Annotated in this window: 12 protein-coding genes; 5 read left to right on the top strand and 7 right to left on the bottom strand. The window is 39.4% G+C overall.

The annotated features are described in order from the left end of the window. Positions 1 to 23 precede the first annotated feature (23 nt). Both BFS30_RS01605 and BFS30_RS01600 read left to right on the top strand, forming a co-directional pair. On the top strand, positions 24 to 656 hold the full coding sequence (locus tag BFS30_RS01605) for a DapH/DapD/GlmU-related protein (RefSeq protein WP_083251904.1): 633 nt from the start codon (positions 24 to 26) through the stop codon (positions 654 to 656). Beyond that, positions 610 to 1,620, top strand: a complete 1,011-nt coding sequence (locus tag BFS30_RS01600) for an alpha/beta hydrolase (RefSeq protein ID WP_083251903.1) — start codon at positions 610 to 612, stop codon at positions 1,618 to 1,620. The genes BFS30_RS01605 and BFS30_RS01600 overlap by 47 nt, the downstream gene beginning before the upstream one ends. 289 nt (positions 1,621 to 1,909) lie before the next feature. On the opposite strand, the gene BFS30_RS01595 is transcribed toward BFS30_RS01600, so the two are convergent. The 3 genes from BFS30_RS01595 to BFS30_RS01585 all read right to left on the bottom strand — a co-directional run bounded on the left by BFS30_RS01595 (position 1,910) and on the right by BFS30_RS01585 (position 4,767). Continuing rightward, a complete protein-coding gene (locus BFS30_RS01595) occupies positions 1,910 to 2,800 on the bottom strand; it encodes a heparin lyase I family protein (protein ID WP_069377669.1) in 891 nt (296 codons plus the stop codon). Between the two features lie 499 nt (positions 2,801 to 3,299). Further along, positions 3,300 to 3,674, bottom strand: a complete 375-nt coding sequence (locus BFS30_RS01590; protein ID WP_237028695.1) for a nuclear transport factor 2 family protein — start codon at positions 3,672 to 3,674, stop codon at positions 3,300 to 3,302. A 79-nt stretch (positions 3,675 to 3,753) separates the two neighbouring features. Further along, the gene (locus BFS30_RS01585; RefSeq protein WP_069377668.1) at positions 3,754 to 4,767 is read right to left on the bottom strand and encodes a hypothetical protein; all 1,014 of its coding nucleotides are present in this window, start codon (positions 4,765 to 4,767) and stop codon (positions 3,754 to 3,756) included. A gap of 234 nt (positions 4,768 to 5,001) precedes the next feature. Between BFS30_RS01585 and BFS30_RS01580 the strand changes: the two genes are divergently transcribed. Both BFS30_RS01580 and BFS30_RS01575 read left to right on the top strand, forming a co-directional pair. Continuing rightward, complete coding sequence (locus BFS30_RS01580; RefSeq protein ID WP_069377667.1) at positions 5,002 to 5,364, top strand: winged helix-turn-helix transcriptional regulator; 363 nt, start codon at positions 5,002 to 5,004, stop codon at positions 5,362 to 5,364. A 273-nt stretch (positions 5,365 to 5,637) separates the two neighbouring features. Continuing rightward, positions 5,638 to 7,056, top strand: coding sequence for a serine hydrolase (locus tag BFS30_RS01575; RefSeq protein ID WP_069377666.1), 1,419 nt, complete (start codon positions 5,638 to 5,640; stop codon positions 7,054 to 7,056). A gap of 118 nt (positions 7,057 to 7,174) precedes the next feature. Here the strand turns inward: BFS30_RS01575 and BFS30_RS01570 are convergent, their stop codons facing one another. Beyond that, positions 7,175 to 8,029: an AraC family transcriptional regulator gene (locus tag BFS30_RS01570; RefSeq protein WP_069377665.1), complete on the bottom strand. Its 855-nt coding sequence runs from the start codon at positions 8,027 to 8,029 to the stop codon at positions 7,175 to 7,177. 216 nt (positions 8,030 to 8,245) lie between these two features. Between BFS30_RS01570 and BFS30_RS01565 the strand changes: the two genes are divergently transcribed. Next, positions 8,246 to 9,085 carry an MBL fold metallo-hydrolase gene (locus tag BFS30_RS01565; protein WP_083251901.1) on the top strand — a complete coding sequence of 280 codons (840 nt, stop codon included), beginning with the start codon at positions 8,246 to 8,248 and terminating at the stop codon, positions 9,083 to 9,085. 280 nt (positions 9,086 to 9,365) lie between these two features. Here BFS30_RS01565 and BFS30_RS01560 read toward each other — a convergent pair whose 3' ends face one another. Genes BFS30_RS01560 through BFS30_RS01550 form a run of 3 tightly spaced genes read right to left on the bottom strand, consistent with a single transcriptional unit; the run spans position 9,366 to position 14,443 of the window. Then, positions 9,366 to 10,142: a hypothetical protein gene (locus BFS30_RS01560; RefSeq protein ID WP_157262851.1), complete on the bottom strand. Its 777-nt coding sequence runs from the start codon at positions 10,140 to 10,142 to the stop codon at positions 9,366 to 9,368. Positions 10,143 to 10,161: 19 nt separating this feature from the next. After that, positions 10,162 to 10,962 (bottom strand): hypothetical protein, encoded by an 801-nt coding sequence (locus tag BFS30_RS01555; protein ID WP_157262850.1) that lies wholly within the window; start codon positions 10,960 to 10,962, stop codon positions 10,162 to 10,164. Between the two features lie 22 nt (positions 10,963 to 10,984). Further along, on the bottom strand, positions 10,985 to 14,443 hold the full coding sequence (locus BFS30_RS01550) for a TonB-dependent receptor (protein WP_237028694.1): 3,459 nt from the start codon (positions 14,441 to 14,443) through the stop codon (positions 10,985 to 10,987). Positions 14,444 to 14,466: the final 23 nt, after the last annotated feature.

Here is a 14,466-nt window from a genome sequence, read left to right as displayed (position 1 = left end):
CGGTAATCACCGAGTTTTGTGGTATGAAAGATATTTTCCACAGACTTCGGGGCGGTGGGTTGGTCCATCTACAAGATCCAGAATTTTACAAAGTAGACGAAGTAGTTAATCGTACACTGGCGCTATCTCCAGGACTCAACGCTTCGACAAGTATTGAGGAGACCAGGCAGAAGCTAAGTGAGATTGTAGGTTATGCATTAGACAAGAGCACAACTGTGTTTGCTCCGTTTCACACAAACTTTGGTCGCTTCATTAAGATCGGCAAACATGTTTTTATCAATCATGCATGCTCTTTTTTAGATATGGGCGGGATTACGCTTGAAGATCATGTTCTAATCGGTCCGAGAGTAAATCTGGTGACAGAAAACCATCCTTTGCTGCCAGATGAAAGACGAGGAATGCTGTGCCAACCTATTCTAATTAAACGGAATGCCTGGATAGGGGCAGGTTCCACCATATTACCGGGAGTTACCGTTGGTGAGAACGCAATTGTTGCCGCAGGTGCCGTAGTTTCAAAAGATGTCCCTGCTGACACCGTAGTAGGTGGTGTTCCGGCAAAAATACTCAAACAAATAGTAGAATTTAATGAAGTAAATAAAACAAATAACAATGAGAAATATAATGCTAACAATAATCGCAGTGCTGATGTCTATTAATCTGCTGACAGCACAAAATCATTATACTTTTAAGTTAAGCGATAAGGTAACACGTCAAAAAATTACTTTTAAAAACCGTTATGGAATTACCTTATCTGGCGATTTGTATCTTCCAAAAAACCGCGGAAACGAAAAATTATCAGCACTTGCCGTTGGCGGACCATTTGGCGCAGTTAAACAGCAATCCTCGGGTTTGTATGCTAACATCATGGCCGAACGCGGTTTTGCGGTAATCGCATTTGATCCTTCCTATACTGGAGAAAGTGGAGGTGAGCCACGCAACGTAGCGTCATCGGATATTAATACCGAAGATTTCAGTGCAGCCATTGACTACCTTGGTTTACAGACATTTGTTGACAGGAATAAGATAGGAATTATTGGAATCTGTGGTTTTGGCGGTATGGCACTAAATGCTGCGGCTGTTGATAAACGTGTGAAAGCAATTGCCACTACGAGCATGTACGATATGAGCAGGGTTATGTCGAAAGGATATAATGACTCGATGACACTTGGGCAACGCACCAAAATGCTTGAACAAATTAGTCAACAACGTTGGGAAGATGCCGAAAAAGGAGCACCTGCTGATGGACCTCGTAATTTGCCTGAAAAATTGCAGGGAGATGAGCCCCAGTTTATTGTAGATTATTTCAATTATTACCGCAGTCCCCGTGGCTTTCATCCCAATTCGGTTAATTCAAATGGCGCATGGCCTGTTACCAATCCCTTATCATTTATGAACATGCCATTGTTATCTTACATCAAAGAAATCTCTCCGAGACCAATTCTGCTGATAGCAGGAGCAAATGCACATTCACGCTATTTCAGTGAGGATATATATAAGATCGCTGCAGAGCCTAAAGAATTATTCATTATTCCAAATGCAGTTCATGTTGATTTATATGATAAGATCGATGTCATCCCATTTGGTAAGTTAGAATTGTTTTTTAAGCAAAATCTTAAATAAGATGAACATCGTTACAGTTAATGCGCTTTAGTTTACTTCATAATATTAATAGTTTTTATCAGATAACTTTAATGACCAAAGCGCTGACTAAACATAAATTAGCTGGGAAATGCTTCGAGAAACACCCAGTTGGGTCCAAGCTTAAAAAACCGCTTTCCTGTAAAGAGAAGCGGTTTTTTTTCGTTTTTAAATTTTAAGAAGCAATTGTTTGCTGAAAATTTTATCTGATTAAAGATGATCTTTAGTGTGAGGCAATAAGATAGGTGCTTTGGTATTCCTATAGGCAAAACTATTGGCAGGTAGCGCTTCCTTCTGCAATGCAAAAATTAGCAAAACGAACGTCTTCATCCCTCAATTGGGAAGGATTATTCAGACTGCGGTAAATTCCCCATTTTGGCCGGCAAAAAGTTGTACCTGATCTCCACAAATCTATATTGGAACTGCTATAGGATAACAAACTTGTCCCATCACTTACTTTATTGATCGCGATGTTATAAGTTCCGGAAGAACCAAATTTAATGGTTTCTATAACTTCTACCCAATTGCCTTTGAAAGGTGCCAGGTTAACAATCTTAACTTTAGTGCTTGTACCTGAAGAGTTGACGTGAATCAGCTCCATTTTGTCCGTATTATTAGCCCCATAGCGTGGTGTAATGGTAATTAGAGGAGCTCCAGCATCATCACCATCACCGGCCTTGATCTGGTGAAGATGGGTAAAGCTGGAAGAAGCCTTAAAACCAGCATCTATCTTAAATTTCCAGCGATACGTAACGGTTTCACCATTAGAGGCTTTAAGGTTCGCCGGAGAGGAGCCATAAGTTTTAATTTCCGTACGCTGACGATCGGTGGCTTGACATCTGTCATCGTCTAATGCAACATGTGCGGAAAATACAAATACATTGGTGTTGAGTACGGAATCAAAAACCTCGCTAATGTGGTTCTGTGCATGTCCGCAATCAGGTACCTCATAAGCTGTTCCGCCCAGTACGCTATTGATTAAACTATAGGTATTTCCCGGGCCATCGGCATTTAAGGTCACGCCAACTGCTGCTATGGAAATATCAGATTTGGTTTTAGCAGTTAACTGTTGGGATCCCGGATTTTCGGAGTTTTGAATACCTTTTTCACAAGAACTAAAAATAAGTCCTGTCAGCAATAGGCTTAAATATTTAACTTTCATTAGGAATGAATTTAAAATTATGGTTTACAAATGGTTAATTTGTGAATCGGCCAATCACACAATATAAATTTTATGATTTAATTTTAAATTATCAATATTTATTTAATCAATTATATAAGTATTTTATTAAACGTAAATAGCATTTATTGGTATTTGTAGCTACTCAGGTTGTCTTACGAAGTAGCAGTTGTGAAGAAGGCATTTAGTATCTACTGCTTAGCGTTAATAAGGCTTGAACTTACAGCACAAAGAGATATTATTAAGAGGTATATCATACTTCGCTTACGGTAAAGTTCTTAAATTTGCAGTCAGTCTGAGCGAAGCGCATTGGCTTATAATTTCTTAATGACATGACTAGCGGCTTGCGAAATCTCCGGTTTTTACTATTCTTATTTTAATTAACGTCTCTTAACAGATTTATAATTCCGTTACAGTAGTAAGGCTTTAGTGGCCCTATTACGCTCAATTGCCAATTCAGTTTCATTTAACGATTCATGTGTCAAGATTTCTTTTCTATGACAAAAGCTTTCAATTCTGCAATTTTTCCATTTTCGAAGCGCCAGACGTCGCAATAATCATAGTGGTTATAGGTTCCATTTGCAGCCTTCAAGGTGATTTCGCCTGTCACGGTTACATAGCTACCATCCTCAATGGTCTTTTCGACCGTAAACACGGGCGGTTCCAAATAGAATTCTTTCATATACTCTCGTACTTTATCTCTACCCTCAAGGATACGTTCGCCTACAAAAACCCATTTGGTATCCTGTGTACAATAGACTAGAAAACTTTCATAGTTTCCCTTTTTTACGAATTCGTTGGCTTTGTGTAATATCGTTGCGTTTTTCATTTTTGTTTGTTTTATACTCTGTTTCATATGCCCATTTGTTAGTCTTAATAGTCATGCTCAATTTTGTGACTTTGTTAAATTGTGCTTAGAATATCCTGATTAAGTTCTACATACTTTCCAAGGTTTCTTCAATTATTTCGATTCCAAATTCTTTTAATCGGTTGCTGATATGATGAGTTGAGATAATAGTTTCTGGAAGATACAAACCCCCAATCTTTTGTTCAGATTGTCCATTCAGGCCCAATATCTTTTCTGTGATTAAATATACGCCCACAGCTGTGAGATGGGAATTTCCTTTTGGGCCGGATACGATCGTGTTGAGTTTTCTTTTTTCGCCGGATAGTAGGGTGCCATCAATAGTAATGTATAATTCATGGGAAGCTTCCAGGCCTTTACTAGTCCCTATAGATTCTCCTATAATAAAGTCGAATCGAATATTTTTCGCACTCGTAAAAGCGGCTATACTCGGAACATCCAGCGTGCTGAGTGGGTAACCTATTGCTGATGAATGATTGTGCAAATCAATAGTTCTCGGGTTTTCTTTTGCTTGTAATGATAGCCAATTTCCCCCCTTGCGAATTAGCGCCTCACCATCAAAACCACTAACTTCGTTTGCAACTAACGGCCCTACGCTATCCTTTGGGTCATATAATCCTGCAAGTTCGATAGTTTCTATTTGACTGAATTTATTCGCTTGTTGTTTGACCATAAGGGTTAATAATCCCGCTTGCCAATGACCTGCGTATACAATAGGTGCAACAATCGTTTTGTGAAGGCTCAAAAATGCTGTGGGAGAAATTTGATCCGCTAATTCGCTTACAGCAATACATGCAATGCCATTTAAGATAGCAGTTTCTCTTAATATATTACTGTGATCATCCACTGCTGATATAATCAGGTCAATTTTCTTAAATTCACTTAGATCGAAGCCTTCTTCGAGATTGATATAGGCTGTTTCTGAATGATTTAATTCCTTCGCTAAAGATATTCCGTTTTGCGGATTTCTACCTGCAAGAATAAGTTCGATACTCTTATCAGCTTGTCTGATTAGTCGTGCGATGTTACTTCCAACCATTCCATAACCGCCCACAATTAAGATTCGTTTTTTCTGTGATTCCATATTAAATTTTTTAAATTATATAACCTTACATTTTGCAATTCATTTTAAGTGTGAAGTCGGTCACAACTCATCAAGCCATCTTTTATTTATCACAGACTCAGCAAGATTAGGATGCACAACAATTATTAAAGTTTTCATATTTCAATGATTCGTGTATTTAAGACAAAGTTAAGGTTGCACATAAACTTTTGTATATTACCCGCCAATTGTTAGGTACTATAAATAATGTAAGTAATGAGTGAGATCAAGCAAACCTCAACCAACTTCTCGAATAAGGTTGCTCTGAGCGATGAATGTTCGGAAGCATATGCCTCAAATATCATCGGCGGACAATGGACATTGGTAATATGTTCGTGGCTATTAAGCGGTAAACTTAGATTTGGAGAACTAAAGAAGAAATTACCTGGTATTACTGAAAGGATGTTGACCTTGCAACTGCGTAAACTCGAAGAGAATAAAATAATCAGCCGGACTGTTTATGCAGAAGTACCGCCACGTGTAGAATATGAGCTGACAGAAATTGGATACGCATTGAAGTCAGTTATCATGGAATTAGAAGTTTGGGGCACAAGCCATAAAAAATTGATCGGTGAGTGACCTCGCATTCCTGTCTGAAACTTTCCGATACATTTAAAATTATTCAAACATTGCTATGGTTTATTCGTTTGTATAATTCGTGTTTTGCAATAACTATAGAAGTATTTTAGATCCATTGATGGGGGACATTATTATCTAGATCTTGAACTTTACAGGATATTATCAGAGTAATATAAAACTTATAATGATAGCTTGGTAATTTTCAGCAATTAAGTCAAAGCCTTGGTTCAAATTGGAAGTTTTAAATAGGTATATTGGTTTCAAATGCAAATTATGAAGTTTTTTAACATTCTGGCATCAATAGTATTATTGAACCTTATATCATTAACTGTAAAAGCCCAAACTAATCAACCTCAAAAAAGTGATTCAGTATTGTTTTTAATAAAGCAATACATCAATGAGCATAATACGGTTGCTATTTATGAGATGACCAGTGAGTCATTTAGAAAAGGTTTTGATAAAGAAAAGTTGAGTATCTTTTTTGAAAAAGAGATTTATCCTTTTGGTAAGATTAAACAATATTCACCTATTGGCTTTAACCAAACAGATAAATACAAACTACAATTTGAATACGGAAAGCTTGAGTTTTCTTTTTTGCTCGACAAGGTCGGTAAGTTTAATTCGTTTACTTTTTTACCGTTTAAAGCCGTCACAACAAGCAAGGCTGTACCTGCTGCCACCTCCAACAAATTAATCACTGTACTTGATAAACAGGTTGATTCCATTGCCCGAAAGTATATCCAGAAATCCAATACAGTTGGCTTAAGTATAGGGATTTTAAAAGATGGCCAGATGAAAACTTATGGTTACGGCGAAACAAGCAAAGGGAGTGGCGAACTTCCAGATGCAAACACCATCTTTGAAATAGGATCGATTACTAAAACATTTACGGCCACGATATTAGCTCATTATATAAATGAAGGAAAAATTAGTCTGACAGATCCAATCATCAAATACTTACCAGATTCACTGTCGGCAAATTCCGAACTTCATAAAATCACAATTTTAAATCTGAGTAACCATACTTCCGGACTTCCAACTATTCCTGGTAATTTTGCAAATAAAATGAATCCGGCTAATCCCTATATCCATTATGATGAAAGACTACTTTTTGCCGGACTTAGAGCATGTAAATTAACGACTGCCCCTGGAACGGCGTATGCATACTCGAATTTGGCTACCGGTTTACTAGGGGTAATTTTAGAAAGAATAAGTGGCAAAACTTATGAGCAGCTTGTTAAACAATTGATATCGGTTCCATTGCATATGAACAATACTTCCCAACGATTAACACCTCAGCAAAATAAACATTTCGTTAAGGTATATGACACTGATGGTGATGAAATCCAGCCCTGGGATTTTAATGCGCTTGCGGGTTGTGGATCTCTCCGTTCTACGGTTAATGATCTGTTGCTGTATGCAAAAGCAAATATTAAAAGCGAGTATGTCCCATTATCTAATTCCTTTACACTGACACATAAAATTACTTACATAAAGGATCCTGTGGTAGGTTTAGGCTGGCATCTACTTCAAGAAGATGGAGCTAGCTATTACTGGCACAATGGTGGCACAGGTGGAAGCCGAAGTTATTTGATCTTGAATACGGAAAAGAAAATTGCCGTGGTTGTGCTGTCTAATTCAAATGTTAGTGTCGACGACATCGGCATTTCGATTCTGAGGAAAATAATTTGAATTGCGGTTTTTTGATTCACGCCCACCTAGGTTCTGCCGGTAGATGCGGTCAATTCCGATTAAATATCGAAGATAGGTATATTTAAAAACGACCGTTTAAATGAGATAACAAATATTGTTATTTCTTCATGCTCTTGATGAATTCTGTTGGTGTGTGACTTGTTTGAGTCTTAAAGAATCTCATCAGATGGTTCGGTTCGGGGAAATTAAGTTCGTAAGCTATCTCGTTAATAGTTTTATTCGAATGGAGTAGCGAGTTTTGTATTTCAAAAAGAAGACGTTGTTTTAGCAATTGAGTAGCTGTACTGTTGAACTGAGCCTTGACCGCTTTGTTCAATGAAATCCTGCTAATGCCCAACATTTCAGCATAATCGGCGATTCGCTGTTTCTCCCTAATATGGATTTCCATTAGATTTTTGAAAAGGAAAGCAAAATTATGCTGTGTGTTTCTTAGAGATAGTTCATGTTGTTGGGAATAACGGCGGTTTAATGTCTGGAGTAGATAGTATAACAACGAGCGAATAATGTGGACGCTATCTGTTTTACTATTCAACAACTCCGTTTTTATTTCTGTCAACAGGTTGCAGTATTTTAGCATTTCATCCTTGTCGATATTCATTTGTAAAGGATGAACCAACTGATAAAAGTACAATAGTCTGTAAGTGAATAGTTTATCGGCAAAAAAATCATTCAAGAAAGCTTCCTGAAAAATCAAGGTAGTAACCTGAAGATCATTCAGTTCTAATTTCCAATTTCGATGTTGAAAGGGTGAAATAAAAATGACCGAACCATCACTTAATTCAATTTCTTGCTGATTTAAAATTAATGTACCCTGTGCCTTTTTGAAAAATAAAACTTCAAAATAGTCAGTATTAAAAGTACCTCTATCAGTATAATCAATATCTTTCTCTGTTAACACATTCAACAGAAAATCAACTCCACATTCAGTCTTATGGAATTTAATCGTTTTCATTCTCTTTGCTATTTAGGTCGTCAAAGTTACTGAAGTTTAAATATTTAATGCACATTGAAAATTGTCTTCTATACTATCCGGTTATCAAAATGATAGTAATTAAGTAGCTATTGGTAGGTTTCAGATAATTCAATGTTCTGACCTTTGTATTGAAATCATTACGTTGAGATTTCAATAAAAGATGGAGTGAAAATTTTTAGAAACAAATAAAAAGTTATGAGAAAAGTAATTTTAGCATTGGCGTTAGCACTTGCAGCTACCTTATCCTTCGCACAAACAAACCCAGGCGGCAAGCCAACTGTTCAGCTGGTTAGAAACGCAACATTAATCATTAAGTATAATGGAAAAAAGATCTTAGTCGATCCAATGCTGTCTTCTAAGGGAGCAATTGAGTCTTGGGCCGGAATCCAAACAAACCCCACAGTTGACCTAAAAATGCCTGTAAATCATATTGTCAAAGGAGTTGACCTGGTTATGGTGACACATACACACGAGGACCATTTCGACAAGGCGGCGAGTAAAATCCTGGATAAATCCATAGAACTTATAAATCAACCTGCAGATAAGGGTTTCTTTGAGAAGGAAGGTTTTATCAATGCGACTGCTTTACAAGATAACAAGATATGGAACGGTATCAGTATTCATAGAATGGAAGCTGAACATGGTAGCGGAGAATTATTGAAGTTGATGGGCAAAACTTCGGGCTTTGTCCTAAAGGCCAAGAACCAACCAACGCTGTATATCGTTGGAGACGCGATCTGGACAGATGATATTAAAAATAACATCAAAAAGTTTAAACCCGACTATATTATTGTTAATTCAGGTGGAGCACTTATTAAAGGCTATGAAAATACGCCCATTATCATGGATGAAATGCAGACAATGGCTTTGATAGGTGAAAGTGGCAAAGCGAAAGTGATAGCAGTACATATGGATGCTTTGGATCATTGCCGGACAACCAGAAAGTCTTTGAGACAGAAAGCTGCCGAATTCAATATCGGAACAGATAAACTGATAATCCCTCAGGATGGAGAAGTGATTAAACTTTCTCTTTAAATGTCTGTTTTAATTATTAAGATTACCTTCAAATATCAGTAGTTACTTTGATATTGCTTTCGATTAAGAAGCTGATACACTTTAAAAGTAGTATCAGCTTTTTTTGCTTATGTGGTTCAACAGGAGGGAGTCTATAGACCAGAGCTTGGTGGCTTGCAGCATTTCAACAAAGAAAAAATTCAGAGATAAAGGAGCAATAATATTTGCAGCGATATTAAAAAATGCCCTGCTCAGTATGAACAGGGCATCAGCTTAGTTATGAGAGCGAGGAATTCAACGATTAATATTCCTTAGGATTAGGAAACATATTGGACACATCTGTTTGATAGCCTTGGGGAGATGGTGTGATGAAGTAGGGCTGCACTTTATTGAAGTTATATGCCATGTGCGGAATATAAAGGCTGCCAGCGGAGGCCTTACTAGCATACTCGTCTCCATTGAATGCCCATTGATCTGTAGTTCCGGACTTCATGAAATAAAGAACACATTGCTGAATGTCATTCTTACTCAAAAAGCCCGCAGTGGGAACATAATTAGTATACACCCATGTTCCTGGAACTACACTTTCGGCAAGATAAACCCGCTCTCCGGTCTGGGGCTTGTATAGGATTATATCTATCGGTTCATTGCTCTCTTTATAACGAATGTAAAAACCCAGTTTATTGGTTTCGGGATCTGCTACAGGAGGTGTTACTTCAAGAACCTTATTGTCAAAATAGACTAGTGGAAAAAAGAATTCGAGGGTGCCACTTGACAGTGAAAGTGTCTTCTTCAATAGCTCCTTTCCGGATTTCTTATTTTTCACCTGTATATTCAACTCAGTTTTTCCTGGTGGATAGGGATATACCTTACTGAAGTTGTATTGGCTATTGGGCTGGATCAGGTCTTTATCGTATACTACTGTATCAAACGTAGCTACCAGCTGGTCCTCACTAAGGTTGTAGCCATGGAAGCTAACGCTCACTGCCATAGGTACTGGTATTTCTTTATTGCAGGATGTTAGACTGCATAGGCTAACCACTGCAATGGTGTATGCCTGTACGTATTTTGGAATCATAAATATCATTGTTAACCCTTTATAATTTTACTTGTAAATAACCGTCTATCATCTTATTTTCCGCCGATCCTGATTCAATTATACCAACACACTCAGGCCGAGTAGAGGTGAGGTAAGGGAACGTAGCATACTCACCGGTAGTGAACCCAGCGTCTTTATAATATGGAATGTTGGTGCCTGCCTTGAAAAACACCGTTGCCTGATTGATATAATAGACTTTTCCGTCGATCTCGGTACGGCCACTCTCGAAGATAGGAGCCTGTAAAAATGGCGAGAAGGTATTTGGCTTTGCGGTGACTCTGGCCAGTTCTTCGGATTTTTCCACTACCAGCTTATTATCCACATATACCTCGTGGTTTTTGAAATAGGCGATATCGATGTCACCGGAGTAACCAGAAACTTTAGGAATAAACAAATAGCTTGCCTGGAGGAATCCTTCTTTATTTGCTGGAAAAGCAGGTCTGACGATTAATTTACTATCGACGTAGATCAGGTCGACATTCAGACTATACTCCCCCCTGTTGACAGCTGACTCGTATAATTTTTTACCACTATCTTTTTCACTGACGACCACCTTTACCTTATCCTGCCCCTCATGAAAGGTATATTTGTCTGTGCGCTTGAAACTGCCATTGGCCGGAATACCATTTGGTAACTTCATGGTGTCTATCGTGATGATTAATTCGCTGTTACTGCCATTATAGCCAGCTGTAACCAATGAAAAGGCTTCATCTTTAATAAAAAAAATATCATCTTTCTGGCAGCCGGCCATACTCAACGACCACAGTAAGAGGAAAATGACTTTAGGTGTAAATTTCATATCTTTATATTTATATCGATTGCTAAAATGAATAAGAAAGAGATAGGCTCATGGATCGTCCTATTTTTCTGACATAGGTATCAGTGTCGCCAACACGGGTCTTGGTTTTGCCATCCTCAGATGTGTCGTAATAACCTTCTTCATATTTTTCTGAAAAACCGTACTTCCATTCGTAGCGTTCCGACCATTCTGTGAAATACATACTTGAATTAGGCTTAATTTTATAGGTGCTTGCGTTGTTCACAAAAAACCGATAAGGATTGTCAAACAGATTGCTCAGATTGAGCTTCATTTTCAAGCCCTTGTTTTTCAGAAAGGCATAGCCGATCTGCGCATCCGTTTGATTTCTCGGGCGCTCGTACTCTACATAATCCGGCATCAGACCAACTGTAAAAGTTTTGTACCCCATATGATTGTAAACTACGTTCATACTTAAACGATCGCCGCTGTACAACAAACCGAAATTGTACAACACTGGTACCTGACCATACAGTGGGCGCTTCTCCCGCAATAGTTTTTTATCGCGGTATGCATAACTCAAACCTTCTTTATCATAGCCTCCCTCTCCGAAATTGGTATAATTGAATCTGCTGGCCTGTACTTCTGAATTTTGCAAGGTGAGGTTAGCACTCACATAGATGTTGGCCAAGGGCTTCCATCCAGCATATAAGAAGCCGAGACTCTTGCGGAAGTCAAATTCCCACCCCCTCACTTTCGCCCAGTCTGAATTACCGGTAATGGCATCTACACTCTGACTTGAATTGGTAATATCGAGATAGAGCTCCACCGGATTCTTGAAATATTTGTAGAAGTACCCTATAGACAACACTTCACCCGGATTGGGATACCATTCCAGTTTTGAATCATAGTGATCGATTACCGTCGACAGTACGCCAATGTTGTGCTGGATGCGTCCGAGTGTTGGATTGAGGCGTGAAAAACCTGAGTTCTCAATCAGTGAAGGCCTTACAACCGACTGTGCATAGGAAGCGCGTAGATTTAAATCTTTCAGTGGCGTCAGGGTCAGATTGGCTGAGGGCAAGTATCTCCATTTTTGTTCCTCTGTTGCCGCATCCAAAAATTTGTGTACCTGTTTACCTGTTACCGGGTCTACATAGCGCCGCTTTGCTTCTGCCTGCTCATCCAGGTGTTGACTGATGGAGCTGGTGGCATCCAGAATTTCTTTATAGACGTATGATTCGAGCCTCAAGCCCCAGACTAGCCTAACCCAGCTCAGCGGGCGACAGTCCACCATCGCAAAGAAGGCTTCGTTGGTGTTTTTTCCTTCATATCCGTTTAGAGAAAAAGATCCCGGGTAATATAGAATATCATTCAGGGGATCACTGAATTCAAGATATTTGCTCCATTCCTGGACGGGAATGCCCTTGTAGCGGGCGCCATTTAACGATCCTATCGGCAAGATATCCCAATCGTATTTACCATGGCGTTTCAGATATTGATAGCCGGTTTTGATCTTTTGGTTTAGTTTTCCAACCTTAAATTGATAGCTAAGCGCTACATCTGCCATGAGGTTGTCCTCATCATAGAGGTACTGTGATCTGTTAAACGCACCAACGCCCGGATCGGTGACACTGTTTGGTATATAACTATATACTGTAGAATTCGCCGTCTTCTCAGGGACAAGTGATGCTTCTACAGCATCGTGCTCAGCATTTGAAATCTTGTTGCGGGCCAGATTCCAGTCTAGCAAAAAGTGGCCAAACCTGTGTTCTCCCGTCAACTTATTTTGCAGCAACTCGATGAATTTAGGACTGTCATTTTCCATAACTGCGGGATTATCATCAAATCCAATGTCATTTCCCCAGCCTGTGGTACGGATAAAGCGGCTCTGAAATCCTCTAGAATAAAAATTGCGGGTCAGAACCTTGTGGTTGTCTGTTTGCCAGCCCCCGTTCAGCAATGCAGCCCAGTTGGTGCTAAAATTATATTGTTGAGCGTTTGATTCATGAATTTCCTTACCAGTTATCGCATCATAGGTATTGTTAGCATTCTTTGACCAGCTTCCCCGCTCAAAATGCAGAATATCATCTATCATTTGTTCATTTCGGTAACTCAAAGAGCCTACAAAGCCCAACCGGCCTTTGCCAACATGGTAACTTTGACCCAACGAAAACTGAAAGTTTTGTGATGGGAGGGCGGTATAAATCCGCGTTCCCAACCGTTCCGTTCCGCCAATCTTTTTATTTTGGTTGGCAATCATTTCGGGTGTAATGGGAGTGAGGTCAGAACCAGGGGACACTACGTTTTCGTAGGGCGTGCTCGGATTGTATCTGTTGATATCATAATAAAACAGGTCTTTAGGAAAATGATCCTTCCTGCCGCCGTCATCAAAAGCAAAATAATCTTTTTTGCCACGTTTGTAACCCAGAAAGTCTTTTCCCGTGCTGCGGTTATTATCCTTGGTACCTAAGCTGAAGGTGACGAAATTATTATTGGGAATGGTCAGCGTATTGATCTGCACCAACCCTCCACCAAAACCAAAGCTCATGTCTGGCGTATAGCTCTTAGACACCACTACATTGTCGATCAGATTGCTGGGGATGATATCGAATTCAAAGTCACGGACTTGTACATCTGTGCTTGGAAGAGTAACGCCGTCCAGCATGGCCACATTATAGCGCTCCGCGATCCCGCGGATCACTACCCTGCGGTTATCATTCGTGCTCACTCCAGCTATTCTTTTGAGGACATCGCCTACGTTTTTATCAGGTGTAGCGGAGATCTGTTCTGCCGTAATTCCATTAGAGATCTCTGCTGTATTCTGCTGTTGCGCATACAATCCAGCTATGGAAGCTTTCTTGTAGCCTGAGCTGACCACTACCTCAGATAGGGCATTGGCCGATGCCTTCATGGCAACATTCAGTGGTGTGGTTTTTCCGGCGACGACTATGATGCCGGTAATGTGCTGTGTCTGATAGGATACATAGCTGATCTCCAACGTATAGCTGCCTTTTGGCAGTTCCAAACTGTAGGTTCCGTCAGAATTACTTTGTACCCCATTGCCTCCCGCGCTGATTCTTATATTAGCACCCGGCAGCCCTATTCCTTTTTCATCCAGAATCATACCTGAGATGCGGCCCGGCTGCTGTAATGCTGGTTTCTGGTAGAGGTATATATCTTCCTTAACCTGTTTATAGCCTACATTACTCTCCTGAAAAAGCTGGTCGAGTATGGTTTTGACCGATTCATTTTCCAATTGTATACTGACGATCTTATTGCCTTCTATCAGGACTTTGTTGTACATGAAGTTAAAGCCCGTCAGTCTTTGTAATTGTTGCAGGACCATATCCCGGCTCGCGGATTTCAGTTTGATGGAAGTCCTTACTTCGGAGATGCTTTGTGTATACGCCGGTTTGGCCAGCAGTGTGCCGCCCATGACCGCAATAACGATACACGAGAGCGCTGAAAGTTTCATTAGCTTAAATAAATTAAATAGAATCCCATTTAATATTTGTTTCATTTGTTTGAATTTGTTCTCCATAA

This window comes from Pedobacter steynii, from assembly GCF_001721645.1.
In the GTDB taxonomy this organism is placed as follows: domain Bacteria; phylum Bacteroidota; class Bacteroidia; order Sphingobacteriales; family Sphingobacteriaceae; genus Pedobacter; species Pedobacter steynii_A.
This window is presented reverse-complemented; position numbering and strand designations above follow the sequence as displayed.

What these genes read in the sequence shown, in the direction of transcription:
- BFS30_RS01605 (WP_083251904.1), top strand. Translation starts at nt 24, where the DNA reads ATGAAAGATATTTTCCACAGACTTCGGGGCGGTGGGTTGGTCCATCTA.
- BFS30_RS01600 (WP_083251903.1), top strand. Translation starts at nt 610, where the DNA reads ATGAGAAATATAATGCTAACAATAATCGCAGTGCTGATGTCTATTAAT.
- BFS30_RS01595 (WP_069377669.1), bottom strand. Translation starts at nt 2,800, where the DNA reads ATGAAAGTTAAATATTTAAGCCTATTGCTGACAGGACTTATTTTTAGT.
- BFS30_RS01590 (WP_237028695.1), bottom strand. Translation starts at nt 3,674, where the DNA reads ATGAAACAGAGTATAAAACAAACAAAAATGAAAAACGCAACGATATTA.
- BFS30_RS01585 (WP_069377668.1), bottom strand. Translation starts at nt 4,767, where the DNA reads ATGGAATCACAGAAAAAACGAATCTTAATTGTGGGCGGTTATGGAATG.
- BFS30_RS01580 (WP_069377667.1), top strand. Translation starts at nt 5,002, where the DNA reads ATGAGTGAGATCAAGCAAACCTCAACCAACTTCTCGAATAAGGTTGCT.
- BFS30_RS01575 (WP_069377666.1), top strand. Translation starts at nt 5,638, where the DNA reads ATGAAGTTTTTTAACATTCTGGCATCAATAGTATTATTGAACCTTATA.
- BFS30_RS01570 (WP_069377665.1), bottom strand. Translation starts at nt 8,029, where the DNA reads ATGAAAACGATTAAATTCCATAAGACTGAATGTGGAGTTGATTTTCTG.
- BFS30_RS01565 (WP_083251901.1), top strand. Translation starts at nt 8,246, where the DNA reads ATGAGAAAAGTAATTTTAGCATTGGCGTTAGCACTTGCAGCTACCTTA.
- BFS30_RS01560 (WP_157262851.1), bottom strand. Translation starts at nt 10,142, where the DNA reads ATGATTCCAAAATACGTACAGGCATACACCATTGCAGTGGTTAGCCTA.
- BFS30_RS01555 (WP_157262850.1), bottom strand. Translation starts at nt 10,962, where the DNA reads ATGAAATTTACACCTAAAGTCATTTTCCTCTTACTGTGGTCGTTGAGT.
- BFS30_RS01550 (WP_237028694.1), bottom strand. Translation starts at nt 14,443, where the DNA reads ATGAAACAAATATTAAATGGGATTCTATTTAATTTATTTAAGCTAATG.